Source organism: Chroococcidiopsis sp. CCNUC1 (assembly GCF_023546805.1).
In the GTDB taxonomy this organism is placed as follows: Bacteria; Cyanobacteriota; Cyanobacteriia; order Cyanobacteriales; family Chroococcidiopsidaceae; genus Chroococcidiopsis; species Chroococcidiopsis thermalis.
On the sequence record NZ_CP097480.1, the window covers coordinates 3413734 to 3435214 of the forward strand.

The window sequence follows — 21481 nt, forward strand, 5'->3', positions numbered from 1 at the left end:
AAACATGGCTAAAATTCTTGTGATTGAAGACGAACCAGATGTTAGAAATAATCTCGTAGAACTGCTAGAGTCAGAAGACTTTGACGTTGCTAGTTCAGAAAATGGTTTGATGGGAGCGCTGTGGGCGCAGCAGTATTTACCAGACTTAATTATTTGCGATGTCATGATGCCAGAAATTGACGGCTATGAGGTACTCGCTGCTCTACGGGAAGAAGCAACAACAGCTACAATTCCTTTTGTTTTTCTCACAGCAATGGCTGATAAAGCAAATGTCCGTCAAGGCATGGAGTTAGGAGCAGATGATTATTTAACTAAACCTTTTACTAGGGAAGAATTATTAGGAGCAGTTACCACTCGGCTAGCAAAACAGCAAGCGGTGGCACAACAATACCAAGCAGAATACAAAAGAGCAGAAGCGCTTAAACAAAGAGTACAAGAGCTACAACAGTATATTGAAACAAAAGATGAAGTCTTGCAGCAATTACAGCAAAATTTGTCTAGTACTGTACCGAAACTGAATATCGCGATTAATATTCTCAAGAATCTCACACCTGGCGCGCAACGCGATCGCTGTTTAGCAATTATTCAAACAGCCTGTGCTGAGGAAATTTCTATGTTAAGTCAACTTCCCTACTCCAAGATTTTTACAGAGGAATTATCAGAGTTGTTACGCCAATGTCAAATTACCAATGAAGAAACTTAGAATGTAGTGAGGAGAATTCAGAATTCGGAATTCGGAATTCGGAATTGGTAATGGGTAATGGGTAATTGGGTGGTGAGTGGTGAGTGGTGCGTGAATTGACTACCCCTCTGCACCTGAAGCCCCTCTGCACCTGAAGCCCCTCTGCTCCCTGCTCCCTTTACTATCTTTCTAATTCAAATGATCCAAATCTTAGTGGTAGACGATCAAAGCTTAATTCGCCAAGGATTGAAAGCATTATTGGAACTAGATCCTGAATTAACCGTCGTTGGTGAAGCAGAAAATGGACAACTTGCAGTGCAATTAGCTCAAGAACTACATCCAGATATCATATTAATGGATATTCGGATGCCGTTAATGGATGGCGTTGCAGCAACGCGAGAAATTTTGCAAAAACTTCCGCAGATAAAAGTTTTAGTTTTAACGACTTTTGACGATGACGAATACGTACAAGCCGCGATCGCTCACGGAGCTATGGGTTACTTACTCAAAGATACACCTTCAGAGGAATTAGCCATAGCAATTCATGCCGTACATAAAGGATATACGCAATTGGGACCGGGAATTGTGAAAAAACTCCTGGTATCTCCTCTGTCTGTACCAAAACCTCCCCCTCCACCAGTACTGCAAGAACTCACGCCTAGAGAATTAGAAATTTTACAATTAATTGCAGCTGGAGCAAATAATCGCGAAATTGCTCAGAAACTATTTATTTCTGAAGGAACCGTCAAAAATCACGTTACGAATATTTTAAATCGATTGAATCTGCGCGATCGCACTCAAGCTGCAATTTTTGCGAATACTTTTTTATTTAAATAATTTCACACACTCCTCTCGCAACACGCCTTTTGTCACTTTAATATTTCTAAAAGACTTAGAAATTATCTCATCACATGCTAGATCGATCTGCGATTGGTTCACTGAGATCAAATCTTGAATTGAAGCCCCAATTATAATTTCTGATACACCAGCCCATACGCAAACACTCGCGCACATCGGGCAAGGTTCACCTGTAGCGTATATCGTATATCCTTCTAAAGACGGAGTTTGAATTTTAGCTGTTAAACTACGAATGACATTCATTTCTGCATGAGCAGAAGGATCGCAATCTCGCTTGACTGTGTTATACCCTTTAGCTACGACTTCGTTATCTTTGACAATTACAGCACCGTAAGGAGAATCGCCCTGTTTTGCTTCTGCCAAAGCTAATCGCATAAAATCTTCAGGTGTCATCTGTGTCATGTTACTCAAACAGCGTGTAGGATTTTATTTAGAAGATATTGAAACGCCCGCAGGTCGGACAACCACTTTAATTATTACAGGTTTAGTTCTACTATCTTCTGCTATTTTTGTTGCAGACACTTATTCGATTCCTCCTAAAGTTCGCAGTCTGCTCGATTTTTTTGACACGATAATCATCTTTATTTTTACTTTGGAATATTTGCTGAGGTTCTGGTGTGCAGAAAACAGAATGCAATACTTTTTCAGCGTTTATTCTTTTATCGATCTCATGGCAATTTTGCCAGTTTTTTCAGGATTTATAGATATCAATTTTAGCTACGTCCGCTTGCTGCGATGGTTTCGTATTTTAAAACTAGTTCGTTTTCTGCAAGGGAGAACTTTATTTGGTCGCATTGGGACGGAAGACAGTGTTATCTTTGCTAGGATATTGTTTACTTTATTTGCGATCGTTTTTGTTTATTCGGGTTTGATTTATCAAGCCGAGCATTTTATCAATCCAAAAGTATTTCATACTTTTTTGGATGCAGTGTATTTCTCAGTTGTCACGATGACAACTGTAGGATTTGGTGACGTAACTCCTATTTCCCAAGCAGGAAGGTTTCTCACAGTTCTGATGATTTTAACCGGAATTGCCCTAATTCCTTGGCAATTAGGCGATTTAATTAAACAATTAGTCAAAACATCAGATCGCGTAGAGACAAATTGTCCTACTTGTGGGTTAGCATTGCACGATGCTGATGCTCGGTTTTGTAAAGCTTGCGGTACGAGATTAGAAAAGATTCAGACTTGATTCTCTATCAAACCAGTCGCTCTTCCGCAACTCAGTGTAGAGACGTTACATGTAACGTCTCTACACCGATAACTAATAGAAGTACTACTTTTGGCATAGGAACATATGCTTGAACCTGAGTATAATAAACCGAGTAAAAAATGTTGTTTTTGTCAAGTTAAGATTTATACTCGTTTCAATTTAGGGTAACTCTATGGTTTTGTGGGCAGACTACGATAGCTTACCAATCTCTTATAAAGGTTGGAATGTGGCTGTGGGCGAAAAATACATAGGTAATAGACAACAGCTTGCAACCGCTTTCACAAAGCTATTAGCGTGGCTGCGAGAGTACATGTCTGTAGACACTGCTACACTCCTACTACCAGATGAAGATCGGGAAAATTTAGTCGTATATGCTACCCTCGGACTTGAAGAGGAAATTACACAAAAAATTCGCATTCCTATAGGTCAGGGTATTGCAGGTAGAATTGCTGCAAGTTGTAAACCAATGGTCACTCATAATTTGTTGGCAGAGGAGATTGTCAGTCCGATTTTACGGCAGAAAGGACTGCGATCGCTCGTCGGCGTTCCCCTACCAATGCGAGAAGGTATGGTTGGGGTTCTACACGTTGGTTCGCTTCAACAACGCCAATTTACCGAACGCGACATCCAACAATTGCAAGTCGTCGTTCATCGCCTCAAGTCCATCATGGTGACAGCACAATTTAACTACCTTTCTTGTTCTGCCAGCCAGACAGATATTCATAAATATGTAGAGCGAATTATATCGTTGAAGTATCCCCACAAAGTTCAAAATTTATCATCTGCTCTACAGCAGCCTTTAAACAGCTATTGGTCGATCGCAGTGTGCAAATGTCTTGACATTTTCCGATGTCAGTATATATTGACATGCAATTGAGTCATGTCATAAAGAGTAGGGTAGTTTTTTCACCTTGAGATAGTTACGAAAATTAATATCAGAGGCGATCGCGTTTCCCGTAAGAATCGATACAATAAGCTTCTTGTAGGAGTCGATTTTGCCTGTGAAGTCAAAAATAAAATTAGTCAATTAGCGATCGCGCGATCGCGAAGGCTGTCTTCAGAGGGAAATCGGAACCAAAATTGATTTAATTCAAGTGGTTTTGCAATCGTGAAATTTAAAGAATTGAAATTTAAAGAATTGAGATTTTTCGTTAACAAGTGTTTCAGAAATTATTAGGGGCGCATAGCTATGCGCCCCTAATACAACAGATAACTAATAATTTCCTTAAGAGCCGAACATTTACATCTCTACTCGTTAGAGAATGCAAATTAGAATGCGCCTTTACTATCAGGTGTAAACTTCCTACACCCCATATTCCTGTCAATAACTTCCAACTACCGACTGCCAATTTCATCACGACCCTTCATTGCCACGGATAAATCGCCAATTATGAATAGCAATCAACTACCACCAAAACAGGGACTCTACGATCCACAGTTCGAGCATGATGCGTGCGGTGTAGGATTCATCGTTCATATGAAGGGCAAACAATCGCACGAAATTGTAGAACAAGCACTCACAATTCTGTTAAATCTCAATCACCGTGGCGCGTGTGGTAGCGAGATTAATACAGGCGATGGCGCTGGAATTCTCTTGCAAGTTCCGCATAAATTTCTCAAAAAAGTCGCAGCCGCAGAAAATATTAACCTGCCAGAAGCAGGACGTTATGGCGTTGGTATCATCTATTGCGCGCCAGATGCCGCAGTCAGGGAGCAGAGTCGGCAGATATTTGAGAAAATTGTGGCAGAGGAAGGTCAAAAAGTCCTCGGTTGGCGTGACGTACCGACAGATAACTCCTCATTAGGTAACACCGCTAAAGCTAGCGAACCGTTCGTACAGCAAGTTTTCATCCAACGTGCTGACAATTTAATCACTGAAACAGATTTCGATCGCAAACTATACGTCATTCGCAGACGTTCTCAAAATGAAATTCGCACCGCGCAGATAGATCCGTATTGGTATCCATCGAGTCTTTCGTGTCGGACAATTGTTTATAAAGGAATGTTAATGCCCGTGCAAGTAGGGCATTATTATCCCGACTTGCAAGATCCAGATTTAGAAAGCGCTCTAGCACTGGTACACTCTCGTTTTAGTACAAATACATTCCCCAGTTGGGAGCGATCGCATCCTTATCGCTACATTGCTCATAATGGTGAAATTAATACCCTGCGCGGTAACATCAACTGGATGCACGCACGGCAATCGTTATTTGAGTCAGAATTATTTGGCGCAGATTTAGAGAAGCTAAAGCCAGTCATCAATATGGACGGCAGCGACTCGATGATCTTTGACAACGTGCTAGAGTTGCTTACGCTGGCAGGGCGATCGCTCCCTCATGCAGTAATGATGATGATCCCCGAACCGTGGACGGCGCATGAGTCGATGAGCGAGGAGAAAAAGGCATTTTACAAATATCATTCCTGCTTAATGGAACCGTGGGATGGTCCCGCCTCAATCGCCTTTACCGATGGAACGACAATCGGCGCAGTACTCGATAGAAATGGCTTGCGTCCGTCACGATATTACGTCACCAAAGACGACTTGGTAATCATGGCATCCGAAGCGGGTGTATTGCCAATTGAACCAGAACGTGTAGCGTCAAAAGGGCGCTTGGAACCAGGAAGAATGTTTCTGGTAGATATGGCACAAGGACGAATTATTGCCGACGAAGAAATCAAACACCAAATCGTCACCGCACATCCATATCGGGAATGGTTGGATAAGTATATGGTGGCGTTAGCGGGAATTGTAGGGGCGCACAGCCGTGCGCCCCTACAAGATAATTCAATCCCTTACCCCTCACCCCTCATTCAGCGCCAAATGGCATTTGGATATACGTTTGAGGAGTTGCGGCTGTTGTTGACTCCGATGGCAAAAGATGGAGTTGAGGCAGTAGGTGCGATGGGTGCGGATACGCCGTTGGCTGTTTTATCTGACCGTCCCAAATTGCTTTACGATTACTTCCAGCAGTTGTTTGCTCAGGTGACGAACCCGCCGATTGATTCGATTCGCGAAGAAATTATTACTTCGGCAGAAACTACAATTGGTTCGGAACGAAACTTACTCAAACCAGAACCAGAAAGTTGTCGTTTAATTGAATTGAAAACGCCGATTCTGAGTAATGAAGAGTTGGCAAAGCTGAAATATATTGATGAAGATAATTTCAGTTCTGTGACGATTCCCATCCTATTCAATCCGAAAGATAAGGTGAAGGGATTAGAAACAGCTTTGGATGAAATTTGCAGCCAAGCAGACAAAGCAATTGCCTCTGGTGTCAATATTATTATCCTGAGCGATCGCGGTGTGGATCGAAATAATGCCCCCATCCCAGCATTGCTCGCAGTATCCGGCTTGCATCACCACTTAATTCGCACGGGAACCCGCACGCGGGTAGGAATTGTACTGGAATCGGGAGAACCACGGGAGGTACATCATTACGCCGTGTTACTCGGTTACGGTTGTGGGGCAATTAATCCTTATTTGGCTTTTGAGACGATTGAAAGTTTAATTCAGCAAGGTTCGCTACTCGATGTCGATTTCAAAACTGCTTGTAAAAATTACGTCAAAGCCGCAACTAAGGGTGTGATTAAAGTTGCCTCCAAAATTGGGATTTCTACCCTGCAAAGCTATCGTGGAGCGCAAATTTTTGAAGGCATCGGCTTAAATCAGTCGGTAATTGACAAATATTTTACCTGGACGGCATCGCGGATTGAAGGTATAGATATAGAAGCGATCGCCAAAGAAGCAATTTTACGTCACGGTCACGCCTTCCCAGATCGTCCCACCAACGGACATACGCTGGATGTTGGAGGTGAATATCAATGGCGCAAAGAAGGTGAAGCGCATCTATTTAGTCCGCAGACAATCCATACGCTGCAAAAAGCCGTCCGTGAAGGAAATTACGACAGTTACAAGCAATACGCCACCCTGGTAAACGAGCAAAATCAGCAGTTCTTCACGCTGCGCGGACTATTGCAATTTAAAGCACGTCAACCAATCCCAATTGAAGAAGTCGAACCGATTGAGGCGATTATGAAACGCTTCAAGACAGGGGCGATGAGTTATGGCTCAATTTCCAAAGAAGCGCATGAAACCCTGGCGATCGCCATGAATCGGATTGGTGGTAAATCTAATACTGGGGAAGGTGGCGAAGATCCAGAAAGATATACCTGGACGAACGATCGCGGTGATTCGAAAAATAGTGCCATCAAACAAGTGGCTTCCGGTCGATTTGGCGTAACCAGCTTGTATTTGTCCCAAGCGAAGGAACTTCAAATCAAGATGGCACAAGGGGCAAAACCAGGAGAAGGCGGACAATTGCCCGGACGCAAGGTGTACCCCTCAATTGCCAAAGTGCGTCACTCCACGCCAGGGGTAGGACTGATTTCGCCCCCACCACACCACGATATTTATTCAATTGAAGACCTTGCCGAGTTAATTCACGATTTGAAAAATGCCAATCGTCAAGCACGAGTCAGCGTCAAATTAGTCTCTGAGGTTGGCGTGGGAACAATTGCCGCAGGGGTTGCCAAAGCGCACGCTGATGTGGTATTGATTTCTGGTTTTGATGGTGGTACGGGTGCTTCGCCACAGACTTCAATTAAGCACGCGGGGCTACCTTGGGAATTGGGGTTAGCAGAGACGCATCAAACTTTGGTGCTGAATAATCTGCGATCGCGCATCGTTGTCGAAACAGACGGACAGATGAAGACGGGACGCGATGTTGTTGTCGCAGCACTTTTGGGTGCAGAGGAGTTTGGTTTTTCTACCGCACCCCTCGTTTCCCTCGGCTGTATTATGATGCGCGTCTGCCACCTCAATACCTGTCCGGTGGGGGTAGCGACACAAGACCCACAACTGCGGCAAAACTTCACGGGCGATCCAGAACACACGGTCAACTTTATGAAGTTTATCGCCCAAGAAGTGCGAGAAATTATGGCACAACTCGGTTTCCGCAGCTTGAATGAAATGGTCGGTCGCACTGAAGTACTAGAAGCAAAACAAGCGATCGCCCATTGGAAAGCAAAAGGCATCGACTTGTCAAAGATTCTCTACCAGCCGCAAGTAAGTGCAGAAGTCGGGCGTTACTGTCAAATTCCTCAAGATCACGGGTTAGAACAGTCCCTCGACATGACAGTATTACTGGAATTATGTCAAGAGGCGATCGAACACGGTAAACCAATCAAAGCCACTCTACCGATTAAAAATATCAATCGCGTCGTCGGCACGATTCTCGGAAACGAAATCAGCAAACGTCATTGGGATGGTTTACCCGAAGACACCGTACACCTACATTTCCAAGGTAGTGCAGGGCAGAGTTTCGGTGCATTCGTCCCCAAAGGCGTAACTCTCGAACTCGAAGGTGATGCCAACGATTACCTGGGTAAAGGACTTAGCGGTGGCAAGATTATTGTCTATCCACCTGTAGAGTCTACATTTGTCTCAGAAGAAAACATCATCATCGGGAATGTTGCCTTTTACGGTGCAACCAGTGGTGAGGCGTATATTTCCGGTGTTGCCGGAGAACGCTTCTGCGTGCGTAACTCCGGTGTCAATACCGTTGTGGAGGGCGTAGGCGATCACGGTTGCGAATACATGACTGGTGGTAAAGTGGTCATCCTGGGTACGACCGGACGTAACTTTGCCGCAGGAATGAGTGGTGGTGTTGCCTATATTCTCGACGAGAAAGGCGATTTTGCTACTCGCTGTAATACGCAAATGGTAGGACTGGAAAGACTCGAAGATCCAGAAGAAATCGCGATCGTGCGGCAAATGATTCAGAAACACGCCGACTATACCGACAGCCAGAAAGCAAAGCGAGTTCTCGCCAACTGGGAAGCGACAATCCCGCAATTTGTCAAAGTCATGCCACGGGATTACAAGCGCGTGTTGCAAGCCATAAAACAAGCCCTAGCATCCGGCTTAAGTGGTGACGACGCACTCACCGCCGCTTTTGAAGAAAACGCCCGCGATGTCTCCCGCATCGGCGGCAGCTAATTCAGTGACCAGTGACCAGTGACCAGTTACTAGTGACTTTTCTCCCTCTGCTCTCTTCTTTTTTTCACGCACCACGCACCACGCACCACCTTTAAACTATGGGCAAACCAACAGGCTTTATCGAATATCTCCGTGAAGTGGCATCGGAAGTTGCGCCAGTCGATCGCATCCACAACTGGGACGAGTTTCACATCCATATGCCAGAGGAGAAACTGCGAACCCAAGGCGCGCGCTGTATGGATTGTGGCGTACCGTTTTGCCACACGGGTACAGTTATTAATGGCATGGCAAGCGGTTGTCCGATTAATAATTTAATTCCTGAGTGGAACGACCTGATCTATCGCGGACTTTGGCGCGAAGCCCTCGATCGCCTGCATAAAACTAACAACTTCCCCGAATTTACAGGGCGCGTCTGTCCCGCACCGTGTGAAGGCGCTTGCGTGCTGGGCATTAATAACCCTCCCGTAACGATCAAAAATATTGAAAATGCGATCGCTGATAAAGGTTGGGAAGCAGGTTGGATCGAACCGCACCCTCCAGAAAAGCGCACGGGGAAAAAAGTTGCCGTTGTCGGTTCGGGTCCGGCGGGGTTGTGTGCCGCAGCACAACTGAATACAGCAGGACATTGGGTCACGGTATTTGAACGCGCCGATCGCCCAGGCGGATTGTTAATGTATGGTATCCCCAACATGAAACTCGACAAGCGGGAAGTCGTCCAGCGCCGCCTCGATATTTTGGAACAGGAAGGCGTAAAATTTGTTTGCAATACCGAAATTGGTAAAGACATCTCTGCGGAAACCCTGCTAAAAGAATTTGATGCTGTAGTTCTCTGTGTCGGTGCGACCAAACCCCGCGACTTACCTATCGAAGGACGAGAATTGAAGGGAATTCACTTTGCAATGGATTTCCTCACCGCCAACACCCAAGCAATTCTAGATAACCGCAGAGGCGATAATTTCATCTCTGCTGCCGATAAAGATGTGGTAATTATTGGCGGTGGCGATACTGGAACTGATTGTGTTGGTACGTCAATCCGCCACAGTTGCAACAGCATCGTCCAATTGGAAATTATGCCTCAGCCACCCCTCACCCGTGCCGCGAATAACCCGTGGCCCGAATATCCCAAAATCTACAAAATGGATTACGGACAGGAAGAAGCTGCGGCTAAATTTGGCGCTGACCCCCGCGTATACATCACCACTGCGACCAAATTTGAGGGCGACGAGAACGGCTGCGTCAAAGCCGTCCACACGGTACAAATAGAGTGGACGAAAAACGACAAAGGGCAGTTTGTTCCGCAGCAAGTCCCAGGTACGGAAAGAGTCATACCCGCCCAACTCGTCTTGCTGGCGATGGGTTTCCTCGGACCCGAACAACCCCTAATTGATGCCCTGGGACTCGATCGCGACCCCCGCAGCAATATCAAAGCCGACTATGGTAAGTATGCTACCAGTATCCCTGGAGTTTTCGCCGCTGGCGATTGTCGTCGCGGACAAAGCTTAGTCGTTTGGGCATTCAACGAGGGTCGCGGTGCAGCCCGCGAGTGCGACCTTTACCTCATGGGTAGCACGGATTTACCTTTTTAACAGTTATCAGTGATTAGTGGCTAGTGACAAGAATTGAGTCCAGCCACTAGCCACCAGCCACTAGCCACCAGCCACTCACTATATGACAAAAATTTCACCCAGAACTATCTATCACAACCTCAGACTACTGGAACAGGTTAATGCTGCTACTAGTGCTGTTTACAGACAACTGGCACAAGAAGTATTGGCAGATCCAGAAGTGGAACTCGTCTGGCGACAGGCGATCGCCAATCGACTCAATCACGCCAACCACCTACTAGAAATGCAGATGGCTAACGATAACGATAGCTACTGAGGAGAATTCGGAATTCGGAGTTCGGAATTCGGAATTAAATCGTTTCCTTTAGCTGCTTTAGTTCTCTTATCCCGACTCCCCACTCCCGACTCCCCACTCCCCAGTTTGCTCGATTTCTCGACACTTAGCCTCAGCGTCTTTGAATGCTGCGGCATAATCAGCACCACCTAGCATGACATCGCCATAATACTCATAAGGGGCTTCTCCGTAGACTGGTAAGGGGTCGTCTTCTGGGTAATCTTCTTTTGACTCTTCTATGGTTGCCTTGAGTTGTGGCACGGTGAGGCGCTGGGCAGGAAAGTAATAGAGTGTTTCAATGTGGCGATCCAGATGGGGAAACGTCGGATCGATAATGCGATCGCCTAATTCGAGCCAGCCATACTCTACCATTTCACACGGCGCGCTGGCAAAGACTAAAAAGCCCTGTACGTAGACCGATTCCTCTATCAACAGCGCCGCTTTATAGGCGTTATCAAAACACTTAGTTGCTTTACTCTTAATCCGTTTGGCAACTTCCATCGAAAGAGTTACATCTAAAATTTTACTCATATCAAACTGTTGTTACATCTCAATCCCAATTTTTGAATGTTTTGACTTTTGTACGGGCGTGTTTACCAATTATCTCTGACTACGACCAAATATTGCTGGCAAACCCGCCCCTACGAATGCATGACTTCCTCAAACGGGAACAGTCAACGGCATTCCATTATCCTTGGCACTCAATTTAAGTAGAAATGGTACGGCTTGCTTGACCCAATCTTTGATCGCAGTATAAGCCGCTGCCTCCTCTCCATAACAAATTTCCAACATATCTGTATGAATGATGCCGGGGTTGAGGGGAATCGCTGCCATTCCCGAGGGTAATTCCTGTGCCAAAGACCTAGTAAGTCCCTCAATTGCCCATTTTGACGCACAGTATGATGCGACCTCTGGAGAAGTGGAACGACCCCAACCAGAACTTAAGTTAACGATAATGCCCCGGTTTTTCTCCTTCATGGCGGGGACAAAGTGACGGATAACGTTTGCTACTCCTTTGATGTTGACATCAATCAGGCGATCGAATTCTTCAACAGGAATCTGCCACAGTGGGGCTAGATGATTAATTATAGCTGCATTGTTAATTAGTAAATCTGGCACGCCGTGGCGCGAAAGTACTTGTTCTGCCCAAGTTTTCACCTGCTGGTTATCGGCAACGTCTACTACCATAAAATCGTGCGGCGAATTATACTGCTGAGATAGTTTTGCTACTGCTGCCTCAGAACGGGCGCAACCTACAACTGTATGTCCAGCTTGAATGAATCCTTCCGTCATGGCAAGCCCCAAACCGCGACTTACCCCCGTGATGACAATCAGCTTAGTCATGATGAAACTTGGCGTAACTTTACTTTAACTATATCTATATGCTATTCATGGTCATCGAACACTTTAAAAACTGCAATCCTTTGCCAATATAGCGTCGCTTTCAAACACAAGGGCGAATAACGCCGGAAGGGTTAAAATATTTTGGTAGTTAGGTTTTCAGTTAATCGAATGTGACGAGCTGCGTCTTTTATAACAGTGGATACTCCAGTGGCACGATTTAGGCGAATTCGAGATCGTTCCTGTCGTTCCTTCTAAAAAAACAGCAGAGGTAATTACTCCACGGCTTTAATAATAAGAATAATTCTAGTCTCTGAATGCCATATATAGAACCGACTGTAGTTCAAGCGAAAAAATGTATATACTTATGTCAATCCCTATCTGACTTAGGACGAGACATTGTTTTATTTCGTTTTAGTACAGAAAGTGGAGAAATATTTATTTTAACTGGAGATGAGATTCAGATAGTCATTCAACGCGATGGAAGTTGGGAGTTTATTGTATGAAGCCTAATTTTAAAGAAATGACTAAGCAACAGCTAATAGCTTACATAAAAAAACATCGTACCGACGATGAAGCTATTCACGAATTGTTTGTCAATCGTCGTCAGCCCAACGCTATAAAATATCCTGCCGAACAAACTCAAGCGGAAATTGAACAAATTCTTCGAGATAAATTAGAATTAGATAAATCGTAGAAAATTTAAATATTAACTAACTTTTGTAAAATAATGACATTGGAGAAAACGAAAAATTGGCAAAAAGCCATTACAGAAGATGGATTTTCAGTAGTAGAAGGCGTACTCTCCCCTCAACACATTCAAACATTAATTGAATCGATCGCCATTGCTTCAAACACTACCTTTGCCAAACGTCGTGGTGGTAGTACCTATGCTATACGTAATATTCTTACTACTATTCCTGGGATTCAAGCTTTATCAACATCACCACCAGTTATTTCATTAGCTCAAACAGTTTTAGGCGATCGCGCTTATCCTGTCAGAGCATTACTGTTTGATAAAACACCAACAGCAAATTGGAAAGTCAGTTGGCATCAAGATTTAACTATCGCCGTTAAAGAGAAGAAGACTGTAGAAGGTTTTGCTCCTTGGAGTGTAAAAGCTGGTATTCCTCACGTCCAACCACCTGTAGAGATTTTAGAAAATTTATTGACATTAAGGATTCATTTGGATGATTGTGATGCCGATAACGGCGCGCTTAAAGTTATACCAACAAGTCATTTGCTAGGAAAGTTATCACAATTAGAAATCGATAGTTTTAAGCAAACTGGAACTGTACATATTTGTCATGCTAAAGCTGGGGATGTATTGATTATGCGTCCTTTGTTACTACATAGTTCCTCGCCGTCAATTAAACCATTTCATAGACGAATCATACATATTGAATATGCAGCGATCGCATTACCCGAAAGCTTGGAATGGTCAACTATAGGGCTGTTTTAACTATAGAGTAATTACTATTACCGCCAATCATCTAAAACAAATACATCAGGACGACAATATCCTGGTTGATTCGGTCTATGCATTGCTATCCCAGTAATCTCCGTCCGAAAACCCCGCGCTATCATCCGGCGATATGCCTCATGACGACTCGTATTAATTCCAGCGACTAAGCGCGACATACTCATCTGTACGGTCAAAGTTTCGCATAGATCTAGTAATTGCTCAAATCTTTCCTCTACATTCTGCCCCAAGCGCACAGCCCCAAATTTAACATAGCAAGTCTCGCTTCCCGCCTCAGTTCCCGCACCGCAATGACAAACAGCAAATCCTGCTAAACTCTTCTCATCCCACAAGAAAACCGTGTCGCCTATTTTTTGCGTCTCTACGGCAATAATTGCTTGCGACAGATCTAAACCTGCAAAAATGCTATCTGTAAGGGTAAGACTTTCTTTTAAAATACTCGATCGCTGTTCTCGATCCATTTGAGAATATCTGATAACTTGCGGCACTGGCTGAGACTGTTGTACGGGTTTAGCCATAATTACAGTTAAGAACCGCTGCCAAAATCCAAATTTTTGATACAGTGCGTGGTGTTTAGGACTGTTGGGAAAGGTAAATAAACCCGCCTGCTGAATATTCCATGTATTGAAGCATTCTACAACTGGTTCGATGAGACGCTGGGCAATTTTTTGGTTCCACCAATCGGGATGAACGCTAAGGGGACCAAAAGAGGCACAACTACCCCACCGAGTTACTAAATTAGATCCTATAATTCTATCTGCGATCGCGGCAAAAGCTGCTGATGGATTTGCGTGCCAGCGACTTTGGATAAAGTTTGCATCACCTCCAAATTCCATTGGATCGGGCAATCCGATAAAAGTGCCAAAAGCTAATCTGAAAACGCGATCTGCTGCGGGTATTTCGCTTTCTTGAAGCTGGCGAATTAAGACTTTCATTGTTGAGATATTTTCTAAAGGTCGATCGGTTTATATCTTCCTTTATTACCTTTCAATAGCTCATAAAGTCACAAAAAATTTAAATATTACAACCTAGCAACATTCTTCTTCGCTGTAATCGCAATCGATATAGTCAATTCGCTGGCAATCGTATTGACCTTTAATATTGTTGTGATAAAATCTTCCTAAAGAATCGGTGTCTTGTAAAGCTTCCCAAGTTTCCGGTTCCACATCTGCATACTGATATATACTGCCACTGCTAAACTCAACTTGTAAAATGCGATCGTTGCAGTTATAACCAATTGAAGTTGCCATTGTAGACTGAACTGGTAGCATTTTTAGAGGTTCAGATGCAGCAGGTAATGCATTGGTATTGACCAAAGAATTGACGTGTTGCAAACCTTCATAAGCTTCAATCGGGGCGGGAACTTCCACTAACTCAAACTCATCTCCTCGGTCAATTAACAGCCCTAAATAACCATCTGAATGACCGACAGCTACAAGATTACCCAGATCGAGTTTAGAGAACTTCATCAGGATTCTTAACCTTCTTATTTTTTAGTACAATTGTACTTAAAAACATGCGTTTTGTATAGTGCTAAGGCAACATACCACCATCTCTTGCTTTCTCCTTGTGAACCAAGGCTGTCTCAAAGCGAGCAGCGCTACCTCAGCTGAAAATCTATGGATTAAAGCCTGAGTTATATTTGAACTTTTATTTCTATTAACTAAGTTTGATTACTATTTCGATCCAAATATACAAAAAGGCTTCAGTATTATAAGATACATAGTTTCGGAGTATACAAATAATATGGCAAATTTAAATAGATTGGTACAAGGCGTATCGCAGCAGTTCAACCAAAATTCTTTAAGTTGGGGTTCGCTATTGGTTTGGATAAGTGGGTTAGTTGTAATAATGATGTTGATGGTAAGATTTTCTCAAATTTATTAAGTTTTTCAGGCTGATTTTTAGAAAAATAATATAGCAGGGAGCAGATAAGCAAGAGCAATTTACACTTGTAGGATGCTCCCTAACAGCAAGATTTATCATCGACGCTCGATAATATTCCTACCCCAGTTACCGCGATCGCCCGTACCAGTCCAGTAGTACCAAAAAAATTTTGGCGTGAGTCTTTTTACTGGATGAGGTTCTAATTGGTATCTTTGGGCTACCATCGCTCCATTAATTCCCCTCAACGCCTCGCGGTTAATGTAGCCTAAATGGTCTTTAGAAATCTCAATTTGTTGAGCGCGACGAAAGTTAATTAAAGCCGTATTGTAATCACCTCTAATTCCCGCCCGAATTCCTGTTTTCATTAAGCGCGTGTAGTCTTTACCATATCCAGGAATAATTGCTAATGGTGGTGGTAAGCAAGTATCATCTTTTGCTTTGCGGCTAGGGACTGCACCAACTGGAACGGGATAAAAAATTTTACATTCTGATGGGTTGTTTTTATAAAAACTACTGCGAAAATACTTCGGCTCTCTGGTTGTTTGAGCCTGAGTTGGAAGCGCTGTTGCGATCGCAATTAAGACCGCTAAGGTAGCAGAAATTCTTTTCATCAGTTATCAGTTATCAGTTATCAGTGACAAATGACGAAGGACAAATGACCAATATCTAACTTCAAATTCCTTGGACAAACTTTGCTAAATTCGCTTGTCGCCATCGAGCATCAGCCTTTCTATTTGTCCTCAACTCTAAAACTCGAATTCCCCTTGCTGGTATAAACTCTAGCCTTTGTTGCAAATCTTCCCAAGTCGCAATTAACTCATGTTCTACACCATAAGTCTGACAAAGGCAAGCGAAATCAATATCTTGTGGCGTAGCAAAAAACTCTTCAAAGGGTGGTTCAAACTGAGAAATTGGCAGCATTTCAAAAATTCCGCCACCATTGTTATTAATCAGCACAATTGTTAAATGACCCTTAAGTTTTTTACCAATGAGAAAGCCATTAGTATCGTGCAATAAAGCTAGGTCCCCAGTTAGCATGACACTGCTTTGATTGTGATGAGCAATTCCTAAAGCAGTAGATAAAGTGCCATCAATGCCATTTGCGCCTCGATTCACAAAAGGTCGCACGCCAGAATTACTAGGCATCCAAAAAAATTCTACATCGCGCACGGGCATACTATTGGCAATAAACAGTGGCGTGCCAGGGGGGAGTATCTGAGAGAGCATCCAAGCTACCTTACCTTCAAACGGCTGATTCAGGTTGGCGATCGCCCCATCTACAACACCTCTCACCTTAGTCTCTAAATCGCACCATAGCTGAAGATAGTTGCTAGGTAACTTTGGCTTTGTAGGATAGATTTGAGCTAGCTGTTCTACACAAAGGCGCAAATGAGTCGTTTTGCCATGTAGAGGGTCTAGATTTTGGTCGCTAGGATCGACAATCCAACGCTGCGGTTGAGTGCGATCGAGCCAACTACGTAACTCTTTACTTGTAGGCAATTCCCCAATTTGGATTACCACGTCCGGCTTGAGTTTATCTGCTAGCTGCGGTTGCCGAAGAATTAAATCGTAGGTAGAAATGAGATAGGGATTGAGTTCGGCATAATTTCTGGCTGGAGATAACCCCTCTGCTAGAACTGGGAATTTCACTGTTTTAGCAAGTTGAGCGATCGCCCCACAATATTCTCGTGGGTTCTGTGGTTGCGCAATACCAGCAATGATGATACCGCGTTCGAGCTGTTGCCAGGAGACGGGTAGGGGTGGGTTTAACCCAGATATCTCTTGACTCGTCAACAATTTGGACAAACCTACTCGTACGGGAGTTGTAGGGAGGGACAGATGTGCGTCCGCACGGGAACCGGTTTCGATCCCAGCAAAAAAGTCTTCTAATTCTAGTTGAGAGGAAATAAATTCCGAATTATTGCCATCGGGTATGGGTGCGAGGGGGTCGCGAAAAGGTATATTGAGATGAATAACTCCAGGGACGGGGTATAGCGCCCGTTCCCACGCATAAATCGCTGTTTGGCGTAAATATCTTAACGTCGAGATTTCTAAAGATGGTAGAGCTAATTCTGCTTGCCAGTTAGGATAAGAGCCAAATAACTTTAACTGATCGATCGTTTGTCCAGAATGACAGTGTCTCAATTCAGGAGGTCGATCGGCTGTTAGAACTATTAAAGGCACTCGACTTTCCCTTGCTTCCACGATTGCGGGATAGCAGTTAACTCCAGCCGTACCGGAGGTGACGACGACAACTACAGGTTTACTCGTTTGTTTAGCAATTCCCAAGGCGAAAAAGGCAGCAGAACGCTCATCTAACACGGAAATTGCCTCAACTTCTGAGGCTTGTAAGAAAGCGATTGTCAGTGGGGTAGAACGCGAACCAGGACAAATGACAGCAGTATTGAGTCCCAACCGTCGCCATGTTTCTACCAAAATAGAGGCACAAGCAGAATTTGTATTTCTTAAATCGATTGACATTGCGATCGCACAAACTATTAAGTAGTCATCAGTTATCAGTGGCTAGTGGCTAGTAGCTAGTGGAACCGGTGACAAGAATTGAGTCTAGCCACTTGTCACTCACGACTCACGACTCACTTCCCAACGACCAACAACCAACGAAAAAATGCTTTGTAAAACTATCAACACAAAAATTCACGCTCAAACGATAGAGTAAACGATCAGGTATCTAATAACACTTTATGGCGCAACGCTACATTCGAGTTCAATCTCTAGAGGGACGCATCTACTACGGCATACTCCAACTTAGCTTGGAAGTTCTGCTATTAGATGCTCCGCCTTGGTTACAAGGACAGCCTACGGAGGAAAGCTTAACACCAGATGAATATCAGATTCTCGCACCTTGCGCTCCCTCCAAAATCGTAGCAGTGGGTAAAAACTACGTGGAACATGCAGCAGAAATGGGTTCAAGTGTACCGAAGGAACCTTTGTTGTTTCTGAAGCCACCTTCAGCAGTGATTGCCACGGCGACGGAAATTAAATACCCGCAACAGTCGAGACGGGTAGACTATGAAGGAGAATTAGCTTTAGTGATTGGCGATCGCACTTCAGATTGCACGCCAGAACAAGCGCAGAAAAAAATTTGGGGCTATACGATCGCTAACGATATCACGGCGCGAGATTTACAAAGGCAGGATAGTCAGTGGACGCGAGCCAAAGGATTTGATACCTTTTGCCCCCTTGGTCCCTGGATCGTCCGAGAAATCAATCCATCTGCCCAACTACAGACATTTTTAAACGATAATCCCCAACCCGTACAATCTGCCAGCATCGAAGAAATGGTCTATTCTCCATCTGTCCTCGTGTCCTACATCAGTCAAGTTATGACGCTGTTACCTGGGGATGTCGTCTTGACTGGAACTCCTCCTGGGGTAGGAGTGCTGAATGCAGGCGATCGCATCCGCGTTGAGATTGAAGGGATTGGTCGCTTAGAAAATACTGTAATTTTAAGGTACGCCAACGAGAATTCTGAATCGACAATTCAAAACTTATGATGTTTTCATGACTAAAGCAACAAGATTGTTAAAAGCAGTAAAATGTGCAATCGACTTTTAGAAAATAGATAAGTCTCTTGCACTCAGATCGCCAATGACCAATGCCTAATGACCGATGACAAAATATCTATCTCACCTGCATATGAACTGCATCAGAGAGAGCAGGAATTTCTGCATATTTTCCTCTTAGAGACTGAGTTACAGCAAACGCTACAGCTGCCACTATTCCAAGGAAAATTGTACTGGCTATAGTCTGCGTGGCAAAACTAGCCCCAGGAATTGGAGCCAAAATTGGCAGCACCAACCCACACAAAAATATTACAATATCAATTAAAATTGCTTGCATGGTATTGAAACGAATAAAGTGGCTGATGCTTTCATTTCTAACTACCAATAGATATAAAGCAAAAAAGACGATTAAACTAGCAAAAGGTATACTACTGTATATTTGCAATAAAGGTATCAGCGGTAGAAATAGATATTGTAGAACTGGAAATTCTCGCAGTAAGAAAACGCCAAATGCAAACCCATGCATCAAGGGCAGTAAATATGGTAAACAAGCAAAGATTCGCTCTTGCACCGTAGTAGACCCGCGCCAAGCCATTGTTTATTCTCCTAAAAGAATTTATTTGAATTTAACTCTTCATATGCACAGGATAGCGCAGGTTTTACAGTTATTCAGTTGTCAGCGACCAGCGACCGATGACCAGTGACTAGTTAATTACGACTTGCGATGCGCTACCATCATTCAACATTGGCAATGCGGAAGCCCATCATACATTCGTACTGATCTGGTTGTCCTGGCGAGAGTTTAGGTACAGCTTGACCACAGCGTAATTGTCCTTGTCTCCAACGTGGCTGTCCAGCACGATCGGCAAGCAAACAGCTTTGGCAAACTTGCTGAGGGGCAAGGATTCGATCTTCCATCAAAATCACTAACATCCAGATCCCTCCAGAATATCCTACGATCCCTTAAGTCAATTTTATGCTAGTCACTTATAAAGAGTGTTATAAGGCATACAGAGCTTAATATCCGAGTTAGTAGTTGGTAGTTGGTAGTTGGTAATGGGTAATGGGTAGTTGCTCCCTTGTCCCCCTTGTCCCCCTCATCTCCCTCAGCTCCCTCAGCTCCCTCAGCTCTCTTATCCCTGCTCCCTGCTCCCTATGATTGAGTTAAAGTATCTATGTTGAGTTATGCTGTCCGCGAATTTTGATTGATGGTGTGGTTTCGGAAAACGCGATCGCTCCTATTAATCTAGACAGGTACAGTCGTGTAAATTGCTTAAGGTTAACCACAGTGTCTTCGACTAACTTAGATTTACTTGCTTCCTCCGATCCGGTTGTGGCTGAATTAATTAGCGGCGAACTTCAGCGCCAGCGCGACCACTTAGAATTAATTGCTAGTGAAAACTTTACCTCGGCTGCTGTTTTAGCCGCCCAGGGTTCGGTATTGACCAATAAATATGCTGAAGGCTTACCTGGAAAGCGTTATTACGGTGGTTGTGAATATATCGATCGCGTCGAGCAATTAGCGATCGATCGCGTCAAACAACTGTTTGGTGCGGCTCATGCCAACGTTCAACCCCATTCTGGCGCTCAAGCTAATTTTGCCGTCTTCATGACTCTGCTAGAGCCAGGAGACGCAATTATGGGGATGGATTTATCCCACGGCGGACACTTAACCCACGGTTCGCCCGTAAATTTCTCTGGGAAGTGGTTCAAAGTCCACCATTACGGCGTGAATCCCCAGACGGAACAATTAGACTACGACCAAATTCGGGAATTGGCGCTGCAACATCGTCCCAAGCTACTCATTTGCGGTTATTCTGCTTATCCACGCATAATTGACTTTGAAAAGTTTAGAGCGATCGCCGATGAAGTTGGTGCTTACTTATTAGCCGATATCGCTCACATTGCTGGCTTGGTTGCGACTGGCTTGCATCCTAACCCCATTCCCTATTGCGATGTCGTCACGACAACCACACATAAAACTTTGCGCGGACCAAGAGGCGGATTAATTCTCACTCGCGATCCCGAACTGGGTAAAAAATTAGATAAATCCGTGTTCCCTGGTAGCCAAGGCGGACCCTTGGAACACGTCATCGCAGCGAAAGCAGTTGCCTTTGGCGAAGCATTACAGCCTCAATTCAAAACTTATGCAGCCCAAGTCATTGAAAATGCTAAAGCTATGGCTGCTCAATTACAAAACAGAGGCTTCAAACTCGTATCCAACGGTACAGAAAATCATTTGATGCTGGTTGACTTGCGCTGTATTGGCATGACAGGTAAAGAAGGCGATCGCCTTTTAGGTGAAACAAATATCACCGCTAACAAGAATACAGTCCCCTTCGATACAGAATCGCCTTTTGTGACAAGTGGTATCCGATTGGGGTCCCCAGCCATGACCACACGAGGCATGGGTACGGAAGAATTTACCGAAATTGCCAATATTATCGCCGATCGCCTGCTACATCCTCAAGATGATACCGTAGCGCAAGACTGTCGCCGCCGAGTCGCGGCATTGTGCGATCGCTTCCCCCTCTACCCGCATCTCAACGTTCCCGTACCTGCTTTAGCATAAAATTCTGGATTTTGGATTTTGGAT

General features: G+C 44.2%; 22 protein-coding genes. 13 read left to right on the plus strand and 9 right to left on the minus strand.

What is annotated here, in order from left to right; genetic code table 11:
* Positions 1 to 4: 4 nt before the first annotated feature.
* Together M5J74_RS15950 and M5J74_RS15955 are read left to right on the plus strand one after the other, a co-directional pair.
* Positions 5 to 703, plus strand: a complete 699-nt coding sequence (locus tag M5J74_RS15950) for a response regulator (RefSeq protein WP_015155065.1) — start codon at positions 5 to 7, stop codon at positions 701 to 703.
* A gap of 177 nt (positions 704 to 880) precedes the next feature.
* Entirely contained in the window at positions 881 to 1519 is a 639-nt protein-coding gene (locus tag M5J74_RS15955) for a response regulator transcription factor (RefSeq protein WP_106169549.1), read from the plus strand.
* Here the strand turns inward: M5J74_RS15955 and M5J74_RS15960 are convergent.
* A complete protein-coding gene (locus M5J74_RS15960; protein ID WP_371934046.1) occupies positions 1508 to 1933 on the minus strand; it encodes a nucleoside deaminase in 426 nt (141 codons plus the stop codon). The genes M5J74_RS15955 and M5J74_RS15960 overlap by 12 nt on opposite strands.
* A gap of 7 nt (positions 1934 to 1940) precedes the next feature.
* Between M5J74_RS15960 and M5J74_RS15965 the strand changes: the two genes are divergently transcribed.
* The 5 genes from M5J74_RS15965 (at position 1941) to M5J74_RS15985 (ending at position 10632) form a co-directional block, all read left to right on the plus strand.
* Positions 1941 to 2732: an ion transporter gene (locus M5J74_RS15965; RefSeq protein WP_106218666.1), complete on the plus strand. Its 792-nt coding sequence runs from the start codon at positions 1941 to 1943 to the stop codon at positions 2730 to 2732.
* A gap of 193 nt (positions 2733 to 2925) precedes the next feature.
* Entirely contained in the window at positions 2926 to 3630 is a 705-nt protein-coding gene (locus M5J74_RS15970) for a GAF domain-containing protein (RefSeq protein ID WP_250012384.1), read from the plus strand.
* 513 nt (positions 3631 to 4143) lie between these two features.
* A complete protein-coding gene (gltB, locus tag M5J74_RS15975) occupies positions 4144 to 8751 on the plus strand; it encodes a glutamate synthase large subunit (protein ID WP_250012385.1) in 4608 nt (1535 codons plus the stop codon).
* Positions 8752 to 8849: 98 nt separating this feature from the next.
* Positions 8850 to 10337: a glutamate synthase small subunit gene (gene gltD, locus M5J74_RS15980; RefSeq protein ID WP_015155071.1), complete on the plus strand. Its 1488-nt coding sequence runs from the start codon at positions 8850 to 8852 to the stop codon at positions 10335 to 10337.
* Positions 10338 to 10419: 82 nt separating this feature from the next.
* Positions 10420 to 10632 carry a hypothetical protein gene (locus tag M5J74_RS15985; RefSeq protein ID WP_015155072.1) on the plus strand — a complete coding sequence of 71 codons (213 nt, stop codon included), beginning with the start codon at positions 10420 to 10422 and terminating at the stop codon, positions 10630 to 10632.
* A gap of 66 nt (positions 10633 to 10698) precedes the next feature.
* Here the strand turns inward: M5J74_RS15985 and M5J74_RS15990 are convergent, their stop codons facing one another.
* Positions 10699 to 11181 (minus strand): hypothetical protein, encoded by a 483-nt coding sequence (locus M5J74_RS15990; protein WP_015155073.1) that lies wholly within the window; start codon positions 11179 to 11181, stop codon positions 10699 to 10701.
* A gap of 129 nt (positions 11182 to 11310) precedes the next feature.
* Positions 11311 to 11994 (minus strand): SDR family oxidoreductase, encoded by a 684-nt coding sequence (locus M5J74_RS15995; protein WP_250012387.1) that lies wholly within the window; start codon positions 11992 to 11994, stop codon positions 11311 to 11313.
* A gap of 232 nt (positions 11995 to 12226) precedes the next feature.
* Here M5J74_RS15995 and M5J74_RS33480 point away from each other — a divergent pair, with 232 nt between their 5' ends.
* Genes M5J74_RS33480 through M5J74_RS16005 form a run of 4 tightly spaced genes read left to right on the plus strand, consistent with a single transcriptional unit; the run spans position 12227 to position 13453 of the window.
* Positions 12227 to 12283, plus strand: coding sequence for a hypothetical protein (locus M5J74_RS33480; protein ID WP_371934047.1), 57 nt, complete (start codon positions 12227 to 12229; stop codon positions 12281 to 12283).
* Between the two features lie 25 nt (positions 12284 to 12308).
* Entirely contained in the window at positions 12309 to 12497 is a 189-nt protein-coding gene (locus M5J74_RS33485; RefSeq protein ID WP_371933968.1) for a hypothetical protein, read from the plus strand.
* Between the two features lie 17 nt (positions 12498 to 12514).
* Entirely contained in the window at positions 12515 to 12688 is a 174-nt protein-coding gene (locus M5J74_RS16000) for a hypothetical protein (RefSeq protein ID WP_250012389.1), read from the plus strand.
* Between the two features lie 33 nt (positions 12689 to 12721).
* Positions 12722 to 13453, plus strand: coding sequence for a phytanoyl-CoA dioxygenase family protein (locus M5J74_RS16005; protein WP_250012390.1), 732 nt, complete (start codon positions 12722 to 12724; stop codon positions 13451 to 13453).
* 17 nt (positions 13454 to 13470) lie between these two features.
* On the opposite strand, the gene M5J74_RS16010 is transcribed toward M5J74_RS16005, so the two are convergent.
* The 4 genes from M5J74_RS16010 to menD all read right to left on the minus strand — a co-directional run bounded on the left by M5J74_RS16010 (position 13471) and on the right by menD (position 17842).
* Positions 13471 to 14409 (minus strand): GNAT family N-acetyltransferase, encoded by a 939-nt coding sequence (locus tag M5J74_RS16010; protein WP_250012392.1) that lies wholly within the window; start codon positions 14407 to 14409, stop codon positions 13471 to 13473.
* Between the two features lie 93 nt (positions 14410 to 14502).
* Positions 14503 to 14943, minus strand: a complete 441-nt coding sequence (locus tag M5J74_RS16015) for a KTSC domain-containing protein (protein WP_250012394.1) — start codon at positions 14941 to 14943, stop codon at positions 14503 to 14505.
* A 513-nt stretch (positions 14944 to 15456) separates the two neighbouring features.
* Positions 15457 to 15972: a hypothetical protein gene (locus tag M5J74_RS16020; RefSeq protein ID WP_015155079.1), complete on the minus strand. Its 516-nt coding sequence runs from the start codon at positions 15970 to 15972 to the stop codon at positions 15457 to 15459.
* Between the two features lie 61 nt (positions 15973 to 16033).
* The gene (menD, locus tag M5J74_RS16025; RefSeq protein ID WP_250012396.1) at positions 16034 to 17842 is read right to left on the minus strand and encodes a 2-succinyl-5-enolpyruvyl-6-hydroxy-3-cyclohexene-1-carboxylic-acid synthase; all 1809 of its coding nucleotides are present in this window, start codon (positions 17840 to 17842) and stop codon (positions 16034 to 16036) included.
* A gap of 221 nt (positions 17843 to 18063) precedes the next feature.
* On the opposite strand from menD, the gene M5J74_RS16030 reads away from it, so the two are divergent.
* Positions 18064 to 18876: a fumarylacetoacetate hydrolase family protein gene (locus M5J74_RS16030; protein ID WP_015155081.1), complete on the plus strand. Its 813-nt coding sequence runs from the start codon at positions 18064 to 18066 to the stop codon at positions 18874 to 18876.
* Positions 18877 to 19003: 127 nt separating this feature from the next.
* On the opposite strand, the gene M5J74_RS16035 is transcribed toward M5J74_RS16030, so the two are convergent.
* Both M5J74_RS16035 and M5J74_RS16040 read right to left on the minus strand, forming a co-directional pair.
* On the minus strand, positions 19004 to 19480 hold the full coding sequence (locus M5J74_RS16035; protein ID WP_015155082.1) for a Tic20 family protein: 477 nt from the start codon (positions 19478 to 19480) through the stop codon (positions 19004 to 19006).
* A 140-nt stretch (positions 19481 to 19620) separates the two neighbouring features.
* Positions 19621 to 19818 (minus strand): hypothetical protein, encoded by a 198-nt coding sequence (locus tag M5J74_RS16040; RefSeq protein WP_015155083.1) that lies wholly within the window; start codon positions 19816 to 19818, stop codon positions 19621 to 19623.
* Between the two features lie 355 nt (positions 19819 to 20173).
* Here M5J74_RS16040 and glyA point away from each other — a divergent pair, with 355 nt between their 5' ends.
* Positions 20174 to 21457, plus strand: coding sequence for a serine hydroxymethyltransferase (gene glyA, locus M5J74_RS16045; protein ID WP_305883589.1), 1284 nt, complete (start codon positions 20174 to 20176; stop codon positions 21455 to 21457).
* The last annotated feature ends 24 nt before the right edge of the window (positions 21458 to 21481 follow it).